The organism is Sphingomonas sp. GW822-FHT03G08 (assembly GCF_058801135.1).
In genome coordinates, this window is sequence record NZ_JBXAMZ010000002.1 from 523,106 (window position 1) to 540,149 (window position 17,044).

The following is a 17,044-nucleotide window of genomic DNA, read 5'->3' on the forward strand; positions in this document are numbered from 1 at the left end:
GGGGAATGGAAGGGGATGGGAGAGAGCGTGCCCCAACTAGCGCGTCACCCCGGCCTTAAGCCGGGGCCGGGGCAAGCCCGGGGCGACGCAAGGCTAGAAAATCCGCCGCACCGAAAGCAGCAGTGTCCGCCCTTCGGGATCGAGATAGGCCCCCTGATACGCAAGCGGGGTTGCCCCGCTGGCGTCGGTCACTTTCTGTCGCGTGTTCAGCAGGTTGGCGATCGACAGGCTCACCCTTGTCCCGCGCGCCCAGTCCTTGCCGCGGAAGCGGTTGGCCAGGTTGGCGAAGACCCGAAGCTCGAAAGTCGCCAGCGCCCCGAAGCGCAAATCCCCGGCCGGTGACGTGCCGGTCACCTCGGCCGCGCTCTTCCAGCTCCCCGACAGGCGCACGCCCACGCCATTGTCGATCACACCGGTGTTGAGTTGCACATTGTGCCGCGCCCGCGGGGTGCCGCCCAGCGTCCCGCCGTCCATCAGGTCGATCGGCGCAAGTCCCTCGCGCAGCACGATTTCATCCTTCAGGATCACGCTGTGGTAGAGCGAGAATTGCAGCCGTGCGCCATTGTCGCTGCCTCCGCCGCCAGGCCCTCCCGGCCCACCGCGGAAACCGCCCGGCGGTGGCGGCCCGAACCCGCCCGGTCCGCCCGGGGGAGGCGGTCCGAAGCCTTCGGGCGGCGGACCTCCCGGGGGCGGACCGAATCCGTCCGGCGGCCCGTCGAACCCGCCCGGCCGGCCGGGCCCGCTGGGGTCGCGCAGTTCGCGGCCATTGACCACGATGTCGCCGTCCTCGCCGGGCGGCGGGCCATCGCGATGCTCGGGATCGGTGCCCTCGGGCGGACGGTCGTAGCGGGTTTCCCCGTTCGGCCGTCCGCCCTCGGGCCGGTCGCGCATCCATGGCGGCCGGAAGCCCGGAGGAGGCGTCGGTCGCTTGGGTGCGCGCAGCACCTGGGTGAAGTTGATGCCCCAGCGCAGCTGCTCGCGATCCTCGCGGGCGATGTTGACTGCGCGGGTGTCGATACTGGTCAGCTGGCCGGCGGCATCCCGTTCGAAATGCTCGGGAAATGCCTCTTCCAGCGCCGCCGAGCCGTCGGCGATGCTGAGGATAGCATTCTCGGTACGGCTGTTGTTGTAGTTGGCGGTGAAGCTCAGATTGAGCTTGGTCCAGGGCTTGGCGGTCAGTCCCAGCTTGACCACGTGGCGGTCATCGGCCTTGAGCAGCGGGTTGCCGCCCGAGATCCGGCTGACCGTCACCGTCTGGCCGGTGGCATAGTCATAGGCGCGGACATTGTCGGTGATCACCACCGCGTCGCCGCGCTGGGCGAGGGTGGGGGCCACCCGGTCCTCGTTCACCGCCGCGATCAGGCTCAACCCCGTGACCGGGGTCCAGTTGAGCCCGTAGCCAAAGGTGCCGAGCGTCCCATAGTCGGAGACCTGGGTGACCCCGCCATTGAGGTTCGCGGTCAGCTTGCCGAGGAACGGCAGCACGCCCTTGGCGCGGCTGGCCAGCGGCAGGTCGAGGCTGATCTGCCCGCCCGCATTGGTCCGGCTGCTGTCGCCCGATGTGGCTGTGCCGCCCAGCGTGCTCCGGGTGCTCAGCGAACTGAAATCACCCCCCAGTCGCACGCTCACCGCGGTATCGCCGGCGGGCAAAGCGAGCAGCTTGCCGTTGACCAGCAGGCTGGCATTGCCGGTATCGGTCAGCGAACTGGCCCGGTCGGTGCCGATCATGCCGCTGTCCGCGCGATCGGTATCCCGCCGCGTGTCGGCATGGCTGTAGCTCGCCACCGCCGACAGCCGCCAGCGCCTGCTCAGGTCGTGGTTGAGCGTCACCCCGCCACCCACGGTCGTGGTTCGGCTGTCCTGGCGCAGGGGATCGTCCGAGAGGAAGTTCGAGGTGCCAAGCGGCAGGCCGTTCAGCCCGTCGCTGCTCGTATAGTCCCCGCGCAGGTTGACCGAGAGATTGGTCTTCGCGCCCAGCTGGTGGGCGACATTGGCGTTCAGCCCATAGCTCCGCGTAGCGGGCTTGAGCGTGCGATAGCCCCGGTCGTCCGTGCCGTCGGCCGCTGTGCTCGCCGGCACCAGGTCGCGCTCGCTCTCGAGCAGCGAGGCGGTCGACTTGGCCCGCCCGGCGATGTTGACCCGGTCATTGTCGCGGATGCGGGTATAGGTGAAGTCGCCGCTCCCATTCTCGCCCTGGCCCTCGGTCGCGAGCCCGCCGGCCAGGTTGGCGACGCGCCCTTCGAAGCGCCGGCGAAGGATGATATTCACCACCTTGCGCTGTGCGTCATAGCCATATTTGAGCGCGACTTCCTCGGGCAGGATATCGACGCGGACGATCGATTCCGTCGGCAGATCCGAGACTTCGTTGACGCCCGAGATACGCTTGCCGTTGACCAGCACCACCGGGCCCTCGTCGTCGCGGCCCTGCGCGCTCGCAGTCTGCTCGGCGATCGCGTCGAGCAACTCGCTCACCGTGCCCACGCCATAGGCGGCGATATCGGCCTGGCCGAGCCGGTTCTCCGGCGGAATGTCGCCGATCACCGATCCCGGCGGGGCCTTGCCGGTGACGACGATGTCGTCCTCGCCCTGCTTGGGAGCGGGGTTGTCCTGCCTGGGCGGTGCCTGGGTCTGGGCGTGCGCCGCCGGGGCGAGCACGGCCAGCGCCACGCCCGCGAGCAGCTTCATCCTGATCTGCGTCATGACGGGCTCATTCTTCTCCGCGCGGCGGACGGCCCATCGGGCCGCCAAAACCGCCGGATCCACCCGGACCGCCCGGTCCGTCACGGTCGCGCGGCTCGAGGCTGCGCAGCTCCTCCATCGTCAGCGCGCCGTCATGATCGGCATCGGCCGCGTCGAACTTCTTGCGCTCATAGGCGAGCAGTTCGTCGAGCGAGACGCCATTGTCGTAATTGGTGTTGGCGTTGACGATCACCATTGCGTTGAGCGGCTCGACCAGCCGGCGCAGCGCCATGTCATCCTCGTCCAGGTCCGGCATGATGCTCTCGGAGACCGGCCCGCCAATCTCGGCGACCGGCTGATGCTCGGCCGAGGCGACCGAGCCCATGTCGTGCTGCCAGGCGAAGAACTCGGCGGCGCTCAGCGATCCGTTATGATCGGTGTCGATCCGCTCGAACCGCGCCTTGATCCGCGCGTCGCGCCGCGCCTCGATCACGGTCTTGAGCTCCTCGAAGGTGACCAGCCCGTCGCCATTCTTGTCGGCGGTCCTGAACATTTCGGTGACGACCTTGTCGAGCTTCTCGCGCTTGACCGGCTTCATCATTTTGGGACGCCCGCCACCCGGACCACCGCCGGGAGGGCCGCCACGGCCGCCGGGCCCGCCGCCGCCGCCGGGAAAGCCGCCACCGCCGCTGCCGGGGCCCATCTGGGCATAGGCCGGCGCCGCCACGGCCAGCGCCGCACCCAATAGGAGGGTGCGCACCACGCCTTGTTTAGATCCTTGCATCACGTCCCCCGTGCAAACCGTCTCGCAGCCGCTCTCGGCCGCCCGGTGCACGCGGGAATTTCGATTTGTTGCAACGCGGAGAAACTGGCGCTGCGTCAGCCCATGGAAGCTGAACGGATCAACTTCGCGGTGCCCTGTGAGCATGACGATGCCGCGCCAGGCCTGCTCCCGTCGCGGCCATATGGCGGCTTGGTCGCGTCCAAGCGGATGCCGGTCGCAGAATCGTTCCGCGCGGGGGAGGTGGCGCGCACCTCTGCCCGACGCGGCCCTGCGTGTCCTCCGTCTTCCCTGGTGGCTCCTCGCACGTCCGCCCTGTTCAAGGAGACGATGTGATGAGGAAGATGATGGCGGCCGCGTCCTGCGCGGCGATGCTGCTCGCGGTGCCGGCCCAGGCCGGTATCCAGGACGTGCCCCAGACCCAGCAGGCCGCCCCGGCCGAAGCCGCGCCGGCGGTGCCCGAATGCAAGCCGAAGAAAAAGAAGAAGGGCCTTGGCCTTGGCGGACTGCTGCGCGCCGCCCGCAATTCGGGCCTGGTCGGCGGCCTGGCCGGCAAGGTGGGCGGCAATTCCTATATCGCCAATGCGGCGGCCAGCACGGCGATCGACGTTGCGGCCAGCCAGCCGAGCGGCTCGTCCGACGCGGTGGAGACGCCGCAGTGCTGAAGACGGGTTTCCTTCGGGTCGCGCTGGTGTTGCCGTGGCTGCTGGGCGCATGCGGCGGGCAGGGCGTCGCCAATACGGCTGCCGGCGCGGAGCAGCGGGGGCAGGGAGCGCCGGGCTCGCTGCGTTCGGGGCTCTACAAGATCGTCCAGACCGGCGATGGCGGGGGCGAGGAAGAACGCTGCATCACCAATGAGATCATCGCCGCGGGCCAGTATATCGCGGTCAAGGACCTGCAGCCGGGCTGGAAGATCGTGCGCAACCGCGCCTCGGGCGGTACGGTGGATCTCGAGGCGACGGGTCCGTCCAAGGGCAGGATGGTGTACAGGGGCAGCTACACCGCGACGAGCTTCACCGTCGATGCCGTGATGACCTTCGAGCACAATGGCGAGATGATGACGATGAAGAACCGCGAGACGGGCACGTTCGTGTCGGCCGATTGCGGGAAGGGCGAAGGGTGACTTGAGACTTGCCGATCCTCCCTTCCCGGGATGCGAAACAAAAAGAGCCGGCGACTCCTGGGGTTGCCGGCTCCTTTTTTTCGCTGACCGGATCGATCAGTCGATGTTCTTGGCGAGCTCGCGGTTGAACCAGAGCGCCACCAGGGTGCCGATCGCGCCGGAGAGGAGATAGGCTCCGGCGGCGAGCAGGCCGAACTCGGCGCCCAGCCACAGGGCGATCAGCGGCGCGAAGGCGGCGCCGAACAGCCAGGCGAGGTCCGAGGTGAGCGACGAGCCCGTGTAGCGGTGCGACTTGGTGAACATCGACGACAGCGCGCCCGACGACTGGCCGAACGAGATGCCGAGCAGCGCGAAGCCGAACAGCATGAACACGATCTCGCCCGCCTCGCCCGAGGAGAGGAGCTGCGGGGCGAAGCCGCTGAACACCGCGATCGCGACGGCCGAGCTGCCGAGCAGGGTACGGCGGCCGACACGATCGGCCAGGCTGCCCGAGATGACGATCGCGATGGTGCCGACGATCGCAGCGACCGCTTCGATCACCAGGAAGTCGACCGGGCTGTTCTCGGTGTAGAGGAACACCCAGGAGAGCGGGAACACGGTGACCATGTGGAACATGGCGAAGCTGGCGAGCGGGGCGAAGGCGCCCATCACGATGATCCGCCAGTCGGCGCTGACCGTCTCGGAGATCGGCGCGGGCTCGAGCTCGCGGTCTTCGAACAGGCGGGCATATTCCGGCGTCACCACGATGCGCAGGCGGGCGAACAGCGCCACCACGTTGATCGCGAAGGCGACGAAGAAGGGATAGCGCCAGCCCCAGGCGAGGAAGTCCTCGGCCGGCAGGGCAGCGATGAAGAAGGCGAAGAGCAGGCTGGCCACGAACAGGCCGAGCGGCGCGCCGAGCTGCGGGATCATCGCATACCAGCCGCGCTTGTCGCTCGGTGCGTTGATCGCGAGCAGCGAGGCGAGGCCATCCCAGGTGCCGCCCAGTGCCACGCCCTGGCCCATGCGGAACAGCGCGAGCAGGAGCGGCGCGGCGAGGCCGACCTCGGCATAGCCGGGCAGGAAGGCGATCGAAGCGGTCGAGCCGCCGAGCAGGAACAGCGCGATCGTCAGCTTGGCGCCGCGGCCATAGGCGCGGTCGACGGCGGTGAAGATCAGCGTACCGACCGGACGGGTGATGAAGGCGAGCGCGAAGATCGCGAACGACCAGAGCGTGCCCTGCAGCGGATCGAGGAACGGGAAGATCAGCTTCGGGAAGACCAGCACCGAGGCGATGGCGTAGACGAAGAAATCGAAGAACTCGGACGTGCGCCCGATGATCACGCCGATGGCGATCTCGCCGGGATGGATGGCATGGCCGTCGCTGTGCAGCGCGCGGGCATCCCGCTCGGCGGTAAGGGTGGGGACGGGTTCACCGCTCATCGAGTTCGAACTTTCCTGCAACACGCGCAGCGCAAGCGCGTTTCATAATGCCGTTAAGGGGGCTAAGATAGCCCCGGCGCGGCGCTCTTGCGCCATAGCAGACAACGCAGGGATTGGACAAAATGTCCTATGTGCGGTGCAACATCGGGGGCCTAGGCGCCCGCCATGCCTAGACCCCGTCCGCTCTCCGCACGCCTCCGTGCGCTGCTGACCCTGCCGGCTTTCGCGCTGTTGTGCGGATGCGACATGGTCGTGCTCAACCCCGCCGGCGATGTCGCCCGTCAACAGGGTGACCTGGTGATCGTGTCGACGCTGCTGATGCTGCTGATCATCATCCCGGTGATGGCGCTCGTCGTCCTGTTCGCCTGGCGCTATCGCGAGTCGAACAAGGAAGCGCATTACGAGCCGGACTGGGATCACTCGACCGGCCTGGAACTGGTGATCTGGTCGGCCCCGCTGCTCATCATCATCTGCCTTGGCGCGATCACCTGGGTGAGCACCCACCTGCTCGATCCGTACCGCCCGCTGGCGCGCACGGGCCCGAACCAGCCGGTGGCGGCCAATGTGAAGCCGCTTGAGGTCCAGGTCGTCGCGCTCGACTGGAAGTGGCTGTTCATCTATCCCGAGCAGGGCATCGCCACGGTCAACGAGATGGCCGCTCCGGTGGGCCGCCCGATCCGCTTCCGGATCTCGGCCTCGTCGGTGATGAACTCCTTCTACATCCCCGCGCTGGCCGGCCAGATCTACGCGATGCCGGCGATGGAGACCCCGCTGAATGCCGTGTTTGACAAGACCGGCGTCTTCCAGGGCTTCTCGGCAAATTATAGCGGTCATGGCTTCTCGAAGATGCGCTTCAAGGCGCACAGCGTGGACCAGGCCGGGTTCGACGCCTGGGTGGCCGAAGCCAAGAAGGCCGGCGGCAACCTGGACCGCGCGGCCTATCTCCAGCTGGAGCGCCCGAGCGAGGGCGATCCGGTGCGCCGCTTCGCCGCGGTGGAGACCGGGCTGTTCGATCGGGTGACCAACCTGTGCGTGCAGCCGGGCAAGATGTGCATGCACCAGATGATGGCGCTCGATGCCGAGGGCGGCATGGGCAAGGCCGGGCTGCACAATGTCCGCCACGTCGAGGACAAGACCAGCGCCACCGGCACTCACATGCATGGCGGCAAGAGCTTCGTCGGCGAGATCTGCGCCGACAAGATGGACGTCGCCGTCCGCGCCCAGCCCAAGCCGATCAGGCAGGCACCGCTCGCCGGCGCCGGCCTGAAGCAGCCTTCGGGCGCGCCGACCCCGACCGCTCCCAGCGTTGCGTCCGAAACCCGGCCGCGTCCTCTTTCCTGATCGCGAAGCAGATTATGATCCCGCAACCCGCACCCGTTAGCCCTATCCTGGGCAAGCTGTCGCTCGACGCGCTGCCGCTGCACGAGCCGATCGTCGTGGCGACCTTCTGTGGCGTCGCCCTTGGCGGCATCGGCCTCGTCGCCGCGCTCACCTATTTCAAGCTCTGGGGCTATCTGTGGAAGAACTGGTTCACCAGTGTCGACCACAAGAAGATCGGGATCATGTACATGATCCTGGGCCTCGTGATGTTCCTGCGCGGCTTCGCCGACGCGCTGATGATGCGCCTCCAGCAGGCGCTCGCGTTCAACGGGTCCGAGGGATACCTGAACGCGCACCACTTCGACCAGGTGTTCACCGCCCACGGCGTGATCATGATCTTCTTCGTGGCGATGCCGTTCGTCACCGGCCTAATGAACTACATCGTGCCGCTGCAGATCGGCGCGCGCGACGTGTCGTTCCCGTTCCTGAACAATTTCAGCTTCTGGATGACGACCGGCGGCGCGGTGCTGGTGATGGCCTCGCTGTTCGTCGGCGAGTTCGCCCAGACCGGCTGGCTGGCCTATCCGCCGCTTTCGGGGATCCTCTACAGCCCCGGGGTCGGCGTCGACTATTATCTATGGGCGCTGCAGGTCGCGGGCGTGGGCACGACACTTTCGGGCATCAACCTGATCGTGACGATCCTCAAGCTCCGCGCGCCCGGCATGACCCTGATGAAGATGCCGGTGTTCACTTGGACCTCGCTCTGCACCAACGTGCTGATCGTCGCGTCCTTCCCGGTGCTGACCGCAGTGCTCGCGCTGCTCGGTCTTGACCGCTACGCCCACACCAACTTCTTCACGAACGACTTCGGCGGCAGCGCCATGATGTACGTGAACCTGATCTGGATCTGGGGTCACCCGGAGGTCTACATCCTGATCCTGCCGCTGTTCGGCGTGTTCTCGGAAGTCACCTCGACCTTCTCGGGCAAGAAGCTGTTCGGCTATTCGTCGATGGTCTATGCCACGATCGTCATCACGATCCTGTCGTACCTCGTGTGGCTGCACCACTTCTTCACCATGGGCTCGGGCGCCAGCGTCAACAGCTTCTTCGGCATCACGACGATGGTCATCTCGATCCCGACGGGCGCCAAGATCTTCAACTGGCTGTTCACCATGTATCGCGGCCGCATCCGCTTCGAGCTGCCCATGATGTGGACCGTCGCGTTCATGCTGACCTTCGCGATCGGCGGCATGACCGGCGTGATGCTCGCCATCCCGCCTGCCGACTTCGTGCTGCACAACTCGCTGTTCCTGATCGCGCACTTCCACAACGTGATCATCGGCGGCGTGCTGTTCGGCCTGTTCGCGGCGATCAACTTCTGGTGGCCCAAGGCCTTCGGCTTCAAGCTGAACACCTTCTGGGGCAAGGTGAGCTTCTGGTGCTGGGTCCCCGGCTTCTGGCTCGCTTTCCTGCCGCTCTACATCATGGGCCTGATGGGCGTGACCCGCCGCATGCGGGTGTTCGACGACCCCAGCCTGCAGATCTTCTTCGTCGTCGCGGCGCTCGGCGCTGCCCTGATCGCCGCCGGCATCGGCGCGATGCTGGTCCAGTTCGCGGTGAGCATCTGGAAGCGCGAGGAGCTGAAGGACGTGACCGGCGATCCGTGGAACGGCCGTACCCTGGAGTGGGCGACCTCATCGCCGCCGCCGGAGTACAACTTCGCGTTCACGCCCGTCATCCACGACCTGGATGCCTGGTACGACATGAAGAGCCGCGGCTGCGAGCGTCCGCTCACCGGCTTCAAGGACATCCACATGCCGAGCAACACCGGCGCGGGCGTGATCCTCGCCGGCATCAGCACCCTGATCGGCTTCGCGCTGATCTGGCACATCTGGTGGCTGGTCGGCGTGAGCTTCGTGGCGCTGATCGGCGGCGCGATCTTCCATACCTTCAACTACAAGCGCGATTTCGACATTCCCGCCGAAGTCGTTGCCGAGACCGAGGCTGCGCGCACGCGCCAGCTCGCCGGAGCCTGATCGATGAGCACCACGACGATTCCCGCCGCGGACGAACCGGTCCGCTTCTACGACCTGGACGAGCATCCGCACCCGGAAGGCTACAGCACGATGCTGGGCTTCTGGATCTACCTGATGAGCGACTGCCTCATCTTCGCGATCCTGTTCGCCTGCTACGCCGTGCTCGGCGGCAACTTCGCCGGCGGCCCGGGGCCGAAGGACCTGTTCGACCTGCCGCTCGTCGCGCTGAACACGGCGATGCTGCTGTTCTCGTCGATCACCTATGGCTTCGCGATGCTCGGCATGGCGAAGGGCAACAAGACGCAAGTGCTGGTGTGGCTGGCGATCACGCTGGTGTTCGGCGGCTGCTTCCTGGGCATCGAGCTCTACGAGTTCAGCGAGCTGATCCATGAGGGCGCAGGCCCGTGGCGCAGCGCGTTCCTGTCGAGCTTCTTCACCCTGGTCGGCACGCACGGCCTGCACGTCACCTTCGGCTCGATCTGGCTGATCACGCTGATGGTGCAGGTGAGCCGCTTCGGCCTGACCGCCGCCAACCAGCGCCGCCTGGCCTGCCTGAGCCTGTTCTGGCACTTCCTCGACGTCATCTGGATCGGCGTCTTCACCTTTGTCTATCTGATGGGAATGCTGCGATGAGCCACGACACCCATGACCACGGGGATCACGGCCACGGCGTCGAGATCCCGCACGGTTCGATGCGCGACTATGTCATCGGCTTCGTGCTTTCGGTCATCCTGACCGCGATCCCGTTCTACCTCGTCATGGAACGCCCGTTCTCGAACGGCGTCACCGCCGCGGCGATCATGGCGTTCGCGATGGTCCAGATCGTGGTCCACATGGTCTATTTCCTCCACCTCAAGCCCAAGGCCGAGGGTGGCTGGACGATGACCGCGCTGCTGTTCACGATCATCGTCGTGGTGATCATGCTCTCGGGTTCGCTGTGGGTGATGTACCACCTCAACGCGAACATGATGCCGATGGTCGATCCGAGCCAGCTTCCGTGAACGATGAACCCCGGCCCCGCGTCAGATGGGGCATCGCGGTTGCGATGCTCGTCTGCGCGGGGCTGCTGGCGGGGCTGGGCATCTGGCAGCTCGAGCGCCGCGTCTGGAAACATGAGCTGATTGCCGCGGTCGAGAGCCGTGCGCACGGCACGCCCGCAGCGGCGCCCGGGCCCGGCGCCTGGAGCGCGATCACCGCCAGGACCGACGCCTATCGCCGCGTCACCGCCACCGGCACTCTCCTCAACGACCGCGCCACGCTGGTGAAGGCGGTGACCGAACGCGGTTCGGGCTATTGGGTGATGACCCCGCTCAAGACCCGCGATTTCACCCTGCTGGTCAATCGCGGCTTCATCCCCGACGCGATGCGCGACAAGGTTCCCGCCGGGCCCGGCTATCTGCAGGTGACCGGGCTGTTGCGTGTCACCGAGCCCGGCGGCGGGTTCCTCCGCGCAAACGACCCCAGGGCCAATCGCTGGTATTCGCGCGACGTCGCGGCTATCGCCAGCGCCCATGGGCTCGGACAGGTCGCACCCTATTTCATCGACGCGGATGCCACGCCCAATCCGGGCGGCTGGCCGGTGGGTGGGCTGACCGTGGTCAAGTTCCCCGACAATCACCTGGTCTACGCCCTGACCTGGTTCGGGCTGTGCGCGATGGCGCTGTGGGGCGCCTGGTTCATCGGCTGGCGGCGGGGAAGCGCCCAGTGATCCACGCCCGGGGGCAGGAGGATACCGACCCCGGCCGGCGCAACATGTGGCTGCTCGTGCAGCTGCGCTGGATCGCTGTCGGTGGCCAGCTGGGCACGATCGGCTTTGTCCATTTCGTGATGGGCGTGAAGCTGCCGCTGGTCCCGCTGTTCATCGCCCCGCTGGTGCTGATCGGCATCAACCTGGCGACCTATCCGCTGCTGGACCGGCGCGCGGCGATCACCAACTGGGAGCTGACCCTGGCGATGCTGGCGGACGTCGCGGCGCTCGCCTGGCAGCTCCACTTCACCGGCGGCCTCGCCAACCCCTTCGCCTCGCTGTTCCTGCTCCAGGTCGTGACCGGGGCGATGCTGCTCCAGCCGGGATCGAGCTGGCTGATCGTCGGCGCGACCAGCCTGGCGGTGTTCGGCATCGCGATAAATCCGGTGCCGCTCGACCTGCCGACCGGCGTCAACGACCCCTTCCGGCTCTATCTGGCGGGCAGCCTGATCTGCTTCGCGTTGATCGCGGTGCTGCTGGTCTCGCTGATCACCCGCATCGCCCGCAACCTGCGCGACGGCGATGCCGAGCGCGCCGAGATCCGCCAGCGCGCCGCCGAGGAGGATCACATCGTCCGCATGGGCCTGCTCGCCACCGGGGCGGCGCACGAACTGGGCACGCCGCTCTCCTCGCTCTCGGTGATCTTGGGCGACTGGCAGCGCATGCCGCGCATCGCCGGCGACCGGGACCTGGCGCAGGACGTGGCCGACATGCAGGCCGAGGTGGCGCGCTGCAAGACGATCGTCAGCGGCATCCTGGCCTCGGCGGGCGAGGCGCGCGGCCTTTCCTCGGAATTCACTACCGTGCGGCAGTTTCTCGACTCGCTGGTCGCGGACTGGCGGGCAAGCCGGCTGACCGGCACGCTCGACTATGCCGATCATTTCGAACCGGACTTGGCGATCGTCTCCGATCCGGGGCTTCGCCAAGTATTGAGCAACGTGATCGACAACGCGGCGGAGGTTTCCGACTGGATCGGCATCACCGCGCTGCGCGACCATGACGACCTGGTGATCGACATCGCCGACGAGGGACCGGGCTTCGCGCCCGAGATGCTCGCCGGCTTCGGCCAGCCCTATCGATCGAGCAAGGGCAAGCCGGGCGGCGGGCTGGGGCTGTTCCTGCTCGTCAACGTGCTGCGCAAGCTGGGGGGCACGGCAAGCGCGGAGAATCTTCCGGGCAGCGGGGCGGTGGTGCGCATCCGCCTGCCGCTTGACGCGATCGCCCGCCCCGGGGAGGAACAGGCATGAGCGCAATCCGCAAGCTGCTGATCGTCGAGGATGACGAGGCCTTTGCCCGGACGCTGCGACGCTCGTTCGAACGGCGCGGCTATATCGTCGAGGCTGCGGCGAGCCATGAGGACCTGACCGTGCTGCTGGAGAATTTCCACCCCGGCTATGCGGTGGTCGATCTCAAGCTGGGCGGGGCCTCGGGCCTGGCCTGCGTCCAGAGCCTGCGCGCCACCGATGCGGGGATGAAGATCGTCGTGCTGACCGGCTTCGCCAGCATCGCCACCGCGGTGGAGGCGATCAAGCTGGGCGCTTCCTATTATCTCGCCAAGCCCTCCAACACCGACGATATCGAGGCGGCGTTCGGCCGGGAGGAAGGCGATCCGGACGCGCAGATCGCCAGCCGGCCCTCGTCGATCAAGACGGTGGAATGGGAGCATATCCACCAGACTTTGGTGGAGACGGACTTCAACATCTCCGAGACCGCCCGGCGGCTGGGGATGCACCGGCGGACGCTGGCGCGGAAGCTGGAGAAGCGGCAGCTTCGCTAGGGTTTTGATGACGTACAACCCAAGCAGTTCCCCGGCGAAGGTCGGGGACGAGGGTTTCTCTGCCGTGTCGCCTGTTACTCTGGGCCCCGGCTTTCGCCGGGGAACCGAAGGGGAATTCCGACGACCTCAAATATCTTCGTCACCCTGAACTTGCTTCAGGGTCTGGCGGTGTCGCTTATGGAGAGTTCGATGCTGAAACAGATTCAGCATGACGGAAGGAGAGAGGCGGGCGGCTTCCCATCCATCGCAAGCGGGCGCAGAGGTGGGGCTCCGGGAGGGGCCATTTGAAGATTCGTGCCGATATCGTCGCCGGCCTCGCGGTTGCCGGGCTGATGCTGCCCGAGGCGGTGGCCTATGCCGGGATCGCGGGCATGGCGCCGGGGCATGCGATCCTGGCGGCGCTGGTCGGCACGCTCGTCTATGCGCTGGTCGGGCGGAGCCGGTTCGCGATCGTATCGGCGACGTCCTCCTCCGCGGCGATCCTTGCCGCTTCGCTGGCTGCGGTGCCGGGCGGCGAGGGAATGCGTGCGCTGTTCCTGATGATGGCGGTGGCGCTGGCCGGGCTGCTGTTCCTGCTGGCATGGGCGTTCCGGCTGGGCGGGCTGACCGGATTCATCTCGCATCCGGTGCTCCGCGGCTTCGCCTTCGGACTGGCGATCACGATCAGCGTCAAGCAGCTACCGGTGCTGGCGGGCGTGCACGCGCCGAGCGGGAGTCTGTTCGATACCGGCTTCGCCGTGCTGCGGGCCGTACCGCACTGGCATGTGCCGAGCCTGGCGGTGGGGCTGGCCGCGCTGGCGACGCTGCTGGTGCTGCGGCGCTGGCCCGGCGTACCGGCGGCGCTGATCGTGCTGGTCTCGGGCGTCGCGGCCTCCGGACTGCTCGAACTCCAGGCACATGGCGTGGCGACGGTGGGGCACATCGCGCTGATGCCGGAGAGGGCGACGATACCGGCCTACTCACCGGCGATGCTGCTGGAAGCGGCGCAGGTCGCGGTGCCGCTGGCGCTGATCCTGCTGGCCGAGAGCTGGGGGACGATGCGGACGCTGGCGCTGCGCCACGGCGACCTGCTCGATTCCGGCCGCGAGCTGCGCGCGCTGGGGCTGGCCAATCTCGCGTCGGCGCTGGTGCAGGGGATGCCGGTGGGGGCGGGACTCTCCGCCAGCGCGGCGAACGAGGCGTCGGGCGCACGCTCGCGACTGGCCGGCACGGCGGCGGCGCTGGCGCTGGGCGCGCTGGTGCTGTTCGCGATGCCGCTGGTCGCGCTGCTGCCCCAGCCGGTGCTGGCGGCAGTGGTGATCGCGGCGCTGACCCATTCGCTCGATCCGCGGCCGATCCTGCGGCTCTGGGGGCTCAACCGCGACCAGTATATCGCGCTCGCCGCCGCGCTGGGCGTGCTGGTGCTCGGCGTGCTTGACGGCATGCTCTGCGCGATCCTGCTCTCGCTCGCGGCGCTGGTGCAGCGCTTCGGCAATGCCCGCCTGGCGCGACTGGGGCGGCTGGGGGAGAGCCATGACTTCGTCGATGCCTATCGCCACCACGACGCGGTGATGCCCGCCGGAATCGCGATCTGGCGGCCGGCGGCGCCTTTGTTCTTCGCCAATGCCGAGCGGATGCTCGCCGAGATCGCGCGGCGGACCCTGGCCGAGCCGGACCTGCGCGCGGTGGTGATCAGCCTGGAGGAGAGCATCGATATCGACAGCACGGCGCTCGACGCGCTGCTCGAGTTCGATCGGGGGATGGGGGCGAAGGGGCTGCGCGTCCATTATGCGCGGGTGCACGACCGGGTGCGCGACCTGCTGCATGCTGCGGGCGCACCGGGGGTGGTGGAGCGGAGCGACTACAGCGTTGCCGATTCGGTGCGGCGGCTGGAGCAATGATACCGATTGCGACACAAAATCGCCCGGCGAGCCGATGACCCGGATGCGGATCGTGCTTATATGCTCCGTCATCGGATCATGGGGGCTCGAAAGGACAGTGCCATGAACAGGATTTCGATCAAGCTTCTCGGCGCCGCCTTGCTGGCCGGGCTGGCCATGCCGGCCGCCGCGGCCGGGCAGAAGGACGGCGAGGCCGAGATCGCCAAGGCGGTCGCCGGGCGTACTGCCGGCAAGCCGGTGGATTGCATCAACCTGCGCGACATCCGCTCGTCGAAGATCATCGACGGGACCGCGATCATCTACGAGATGAACAACGGCGTGAAATATGTGAACCGCCCCCGGAGCGGTGCGCAGACGCTCGACTGGACCGACGTGCTCGTCACCGAGACGACGCTGAGCCAGCTCTGCCGGATCGACACGGTGCGGCTGTACGACACCGGCCTGCGCTCGGTTACCGGCTGGGTGGGTCTGGGCGATTTCGTGCCCTACCCGAAGCCGCCGCGCAGCTGAGGAGCTGATCGCCGATCGAACCGGCGCTCCATCGTTCAGGAGTGCCGTTTGGTCGCGATCGCCTTGCGGGATCGGCGCCGTAGCTCCGTCTCGACCTGAACCCAGTTTTCAGGTTGAGTATGCAGCACGTCCCAGCCCGCACCCTGCTCGACGCGCCCCGCCACCGGCCATTGCGGCTGGTCGAGCCCGGGCATCTGCCCTGGACGGCACGGGTGGCAGCGGCGACGCGGGTGTGGGCGAGCAACCCGGCCCTGCTGGCCGCGCTGCTGCTGGTCGTCGCGATCGTCGCGCGGGCTGCGCAGTTCGGCAATCCCGTCGTCCAGGTCGATGACGAATTCTACCTGCTGACCGGCGACCGGATGCTCCATGGGGCGCTGCCCTATGTCGACATCTGGGACCGCAAGCCAATCGGGCTGTTCCTGATCTATGCCGCGATCCGCCTGCTCGGCGGGGAAGGCGTGCTGGCATATCAGCTGGTGGCGACGCTGTTCGCGGTGGCCACGGCCTTCGTCATCGCGCGGATCGCCCGCAACCTGGCCGGGCCGCACGGCGCGGCGGCGGCGGGCGTGGTCTATATCCTCTATCTCGGCATATTCGGCGGCGAGGCCGGCCAGTCGCCGGTCTTCTACAATCTGTTCGTCGCGCTCGCGGCCTGGGCGATGACCGGTATCGTGCGTCGCCCAGGCTTCGACTGGCTGGGCTTCGCCGGCGGGCTGGCCGTGATGCTGCTGATCGGCGCGGCGATGCAGGTGAAGTACACCGCGCTGTTCGAAGGTGTGTTCTTCGGGCTCGCGCTGCTTTGGTTCGCCGCGCAGCGCGGGGTCCGGAGAGGCCGGCTGTTCGCGATGGGCACGGCCTGGATCGCCGCGGCGCTGCTGCCGACGCTGGTGGCCTGGGGCTGGTATGCCGCGATCGGGCAGGGCGACGCGTTCGTGCAGGCCAATTTCCTGTCGATCCTCGAGCGCAGCTCGGACGGCACCGGCATCGTGCTCAAGCGGCTGGGCTGGATGGCGCTCTTGCTCGCGCCGCTCGGGATTGCGGCATGGCTGGGGCGCGGCATGGCGCGGCCGGTGAGCGAGGATGTCCGCAAGCTGCTCGACGGCTGGGCGATCGCGGCGATCGGCGGCGTGCTGCTCTTCGGCACCTTTTTCGACCATTATGCGCTGCCGCTGATCGCGCCGCTCTGCGTGCTGGCCGCCGCCTGGTTCGGCGACGGGGCGGCGGGGCTGGTGCTCGCATCGGGGCGGACGCGTTGGCGGATCCCGGCGGGCGTGGCGATGATGGCGCTGATCGCCACGATCTCGCTCAACATCGTCAACGACAATCGCCGTGACCGGGGCTGGGGCCCGCAGGTCGAGCGGATGGCGGACTATATCCGGCCGCAGCTGCGCGATTGCCTGTACGTGTTCGACGGGGAACCGGCGCTCTACCGGCTGACCGGCAGCTGCCTGCCGACGCGCTGGCCGTTCCCGAGCCATCTGAGCCTCACCCGCGAATCGCGCGCGATAGGCGCCGATCCGATGGCCGAGGTGAAGCGGATCATGGCGGCGCGGCCCGAATTCGTCGTCGCCAGCACCCGGCCCGACCGCGACCTGAGCCCCGAAGTGCTCGATTACATGACCGCGCTGCTGGCGCGCGACTATGCGCCGGCGCTGGAAGTGCCGGTGGGGAGCCGCAGCCGTATCGTCTATCGGCGGCGGGCGGGTGCCTGAGCTCCTCCTTTCCGCTGCCGCAATTGCGCCATCTCGCAGCCAAGGCTTGGCAAGAGA

General features: G+C 67.6%; 15 protein-coding genes. 12 read left to right on the plus strand and 3 right to left on the minus strand.

All coding sequences use genetic code 11. The annotated features are described in order from the left end of the window. Nucleotides 1-93 precede the first annotated feature (93 nt). On the minus strand, nucleotides 94-2,700 hold the full coding sequence (locus tag AC1RJ5_RS19835; protein WP_493115273.1) for a TonB-dependent receptor plug domain-containing protein: 2,607 nt from the start codon (nucleotides 2,698-2,700) through the stop codon (nucleotides 94-96). Between the two features lie 7 nt (nucleotides 2,701-2,707). Next, nucleotides 2,708-3,442: an EF-hand domain-containing protein gene (locus AC1RJ5_RS19840; RefSeq protein WP_493115274.1), complete on the minus strand. Its 735-nt coding sequence runs from the start codon at nucleotides 3,440-3,442 to the stop codon at nucleotides 2,708-2,710. 353 nt (nucleotides 3,443-3,795) lie between these two features. Between AC1RJ5_RS19840 and AC1RJ5_RS19845 the strand changes: the two genes are divergently transcribed. Both AC1RJ5_RS19845 and AC1RJ5_RS19850 read left to right on the plus strand, forming a co-directional pair. Beyond that, entirely contained in the window at nucleotides 3,796-4,125 is a 330-nt protein-coding gene (locus AC1RJ5_RS19845; RefSeq protein ID WP_493115275.1) for a hypothetical protein, read from the plus strand. Further along, nucleotides 4,119-4,583, plus strand: a complete 465-nt coding sequence (locus AC1RJ5_RS19850) for a DUF3617 family protein (protein ID WP_493115276.1) — start codon at nucleotides 4,119-4,121, stop codon at nucleotides 4,581-4,583. The genes AC1RJ5_RS19845 and AC1RJ5_RS19850 overlap by 7 nt, the downstream gene beginning before the upstream one ends. 96 nt (nucleotides 4,584-4,679) lie before the next feature. On the opposite strand, the gene AC1RJ5_RS19855 is transcribed toward AC1RJ5_RS19850, so the two are convergent. Further along, nucleotides 4,680-6,005 carry an MFS transporter gene (locus AC1RJ5_RS19855; RefSeq protein WP_269576227.1) on the minus strand — a complete coding sequence of 442 codons (1,326 nt, stop codon included), beginning with the start codon at nucleotides 6,003-6,005 and terminating at the stop codon, nucleotides 4,680-4,682. A gap of 165 nt (nucleotides 6,006-6,170) precedes the next feature. Here AC1RJ5_RS19855 and cyoA point away from each other — a divergent pair, with 165 nt between their 5' ends. The 10 genes from cyoA to AC1RJ5_RS19905 all read left to right on the plus strand — a co-directional run bounded on the left by cyoA (nucleotide 6,171) and on the right by AC1RJ5_RS19905 (nucleotide 16,987). Further along, nucleotides 6,171-7,346: a ubiquinol oxidase subunit II gene (gene cyoA / locus AC1RJ5_RS19860; RefSeq protein ID WP_493115277.1), complete on the plus strand. Its 1,176-nt coding sequence runs from the start codon at nucleotides 6,171-6,173 to the stop codon at nucleotides 7,344-7,346. 14 nt (nucleotides 7,347-7,360) lie between these two features. Continuing rightward, nucleotides 7,361-9,361 carry a cytochrome o ubiquinol oxidase subunit I gene (gene cyoB, locus AC1RJ5_RS19865; RefSeq protein WP_493115278.1) on the plus strand — a complete coding sequence of 667 codons (2,001 nt, stop codon included), beginning with the start codon at nucleotides 7,361-7,363 and terminating at the stop codon, nucleotides 9,359-9,361. 3 nt (nucleotides 9,362-9,364) lie between these two features. Next, on the plus strand, nucleotides 9,365-9,994 hold the full coding sequence (gene cyoC, locus AC1RJ5_RS19870) for a cytochrome o ubiquinol oxidase subunit III (RefSeq protein WP_269576225.1): 630 nt from the start codon (nucleotides 9,365-9,367) through the stop codon (nucleotides 9,992-9,994). Next, entirely contained in the window at nucleotides 9,991-10,362 is a 372-nt protein-coding gene (gene cyoD, locus AC1RJ5_RS19875) for a cytochrome o ubiquinol oxidase subunit IV (RefSeq protein WP_269576224.1), read from the plus strand. Before cyoC ends, cyoD begins: the two co-directional genes overlap by 4 nt. 44 nt (nucleotides 10,363-10,406) lie before the next feature. Beyond that, nucleotides 10,407-11,069, plus strand: a complete 663-nt coding sequence (locus AC1RJ5_RS19880; protein WP_342250763.1) for an SURF1 family protein — start codon at nucleotides 10,407-10,409, stop codon at nucleotides 11,067-11,069. Further along, nucleotides 11,066-12,355, plus strand: a complete 1,290-nt coding sequence (locus AC1RJ5_RS19885) for an ATP-binding protein (protein ID WP_342250753.1) — start codon at nucleotides 11,066-11,068, stop codon at nucleotides 12,353-12,355. Before AC1RJ5_RS19880 ends, AC1RJ5_RS19885 begins: the two co-directional genes overlap by 4 nt. Continuing rightward, a complete protein-coding gene (locus tag AC1RJ5_RS19890; protein ID WP_269576223.1) occupies nucleotides 12,352-12,885 on the plus strand; it encodes a response regulator transcription factor in 534 nt (177 codons plus the stop codon). The genes AC1RJ5_RS19885 and AC1RJ5_RS19890 overlap by 4 nt, the downstream gene beginning before the upstream one ends. A 284-nt stretch (nucleotides 12,886-13,169) precedes the next feature. Beyond that, entirely contained in the window at nucleotides 13,170-14,765 is a 1,596-nt protein-coding gene (locus AC1RJ5_RS19895; RefSeq protein ID WP_493115282.1) for a SulP family inorganic anion transporter, read from the plus strand. 102 nt (nucleotides 14,766-14,867) lie between these two features. Beyond that, complete coding sequence (locus AC1RJ5_RS19900; protein ID WP_269576221.1) at nucleotides 14,868-15,275, plus strand: hypothetical protein; 408 nt, start codon at nucleotides 14,868-14,870, stop codon at nucleotides 15,273-15,275. Between the two features lie 119 nt (nucleotides 15,276-15,394). Continuing rightward, nucleotides 15,395-16,987, plus strand: a complete 1,593-nt coding sequence (locus tag AC1RJ5_RS19905; protein ID WP_493115284.1) for an ArnT family glycosyltransferase — start codon at nucleotides 15,395-15,397, stop codon at nucleotides 16,985-16,987. The last annotated feature ends 57 nt before the right edge of the window (nucleotides 16,988-17,044 follow it).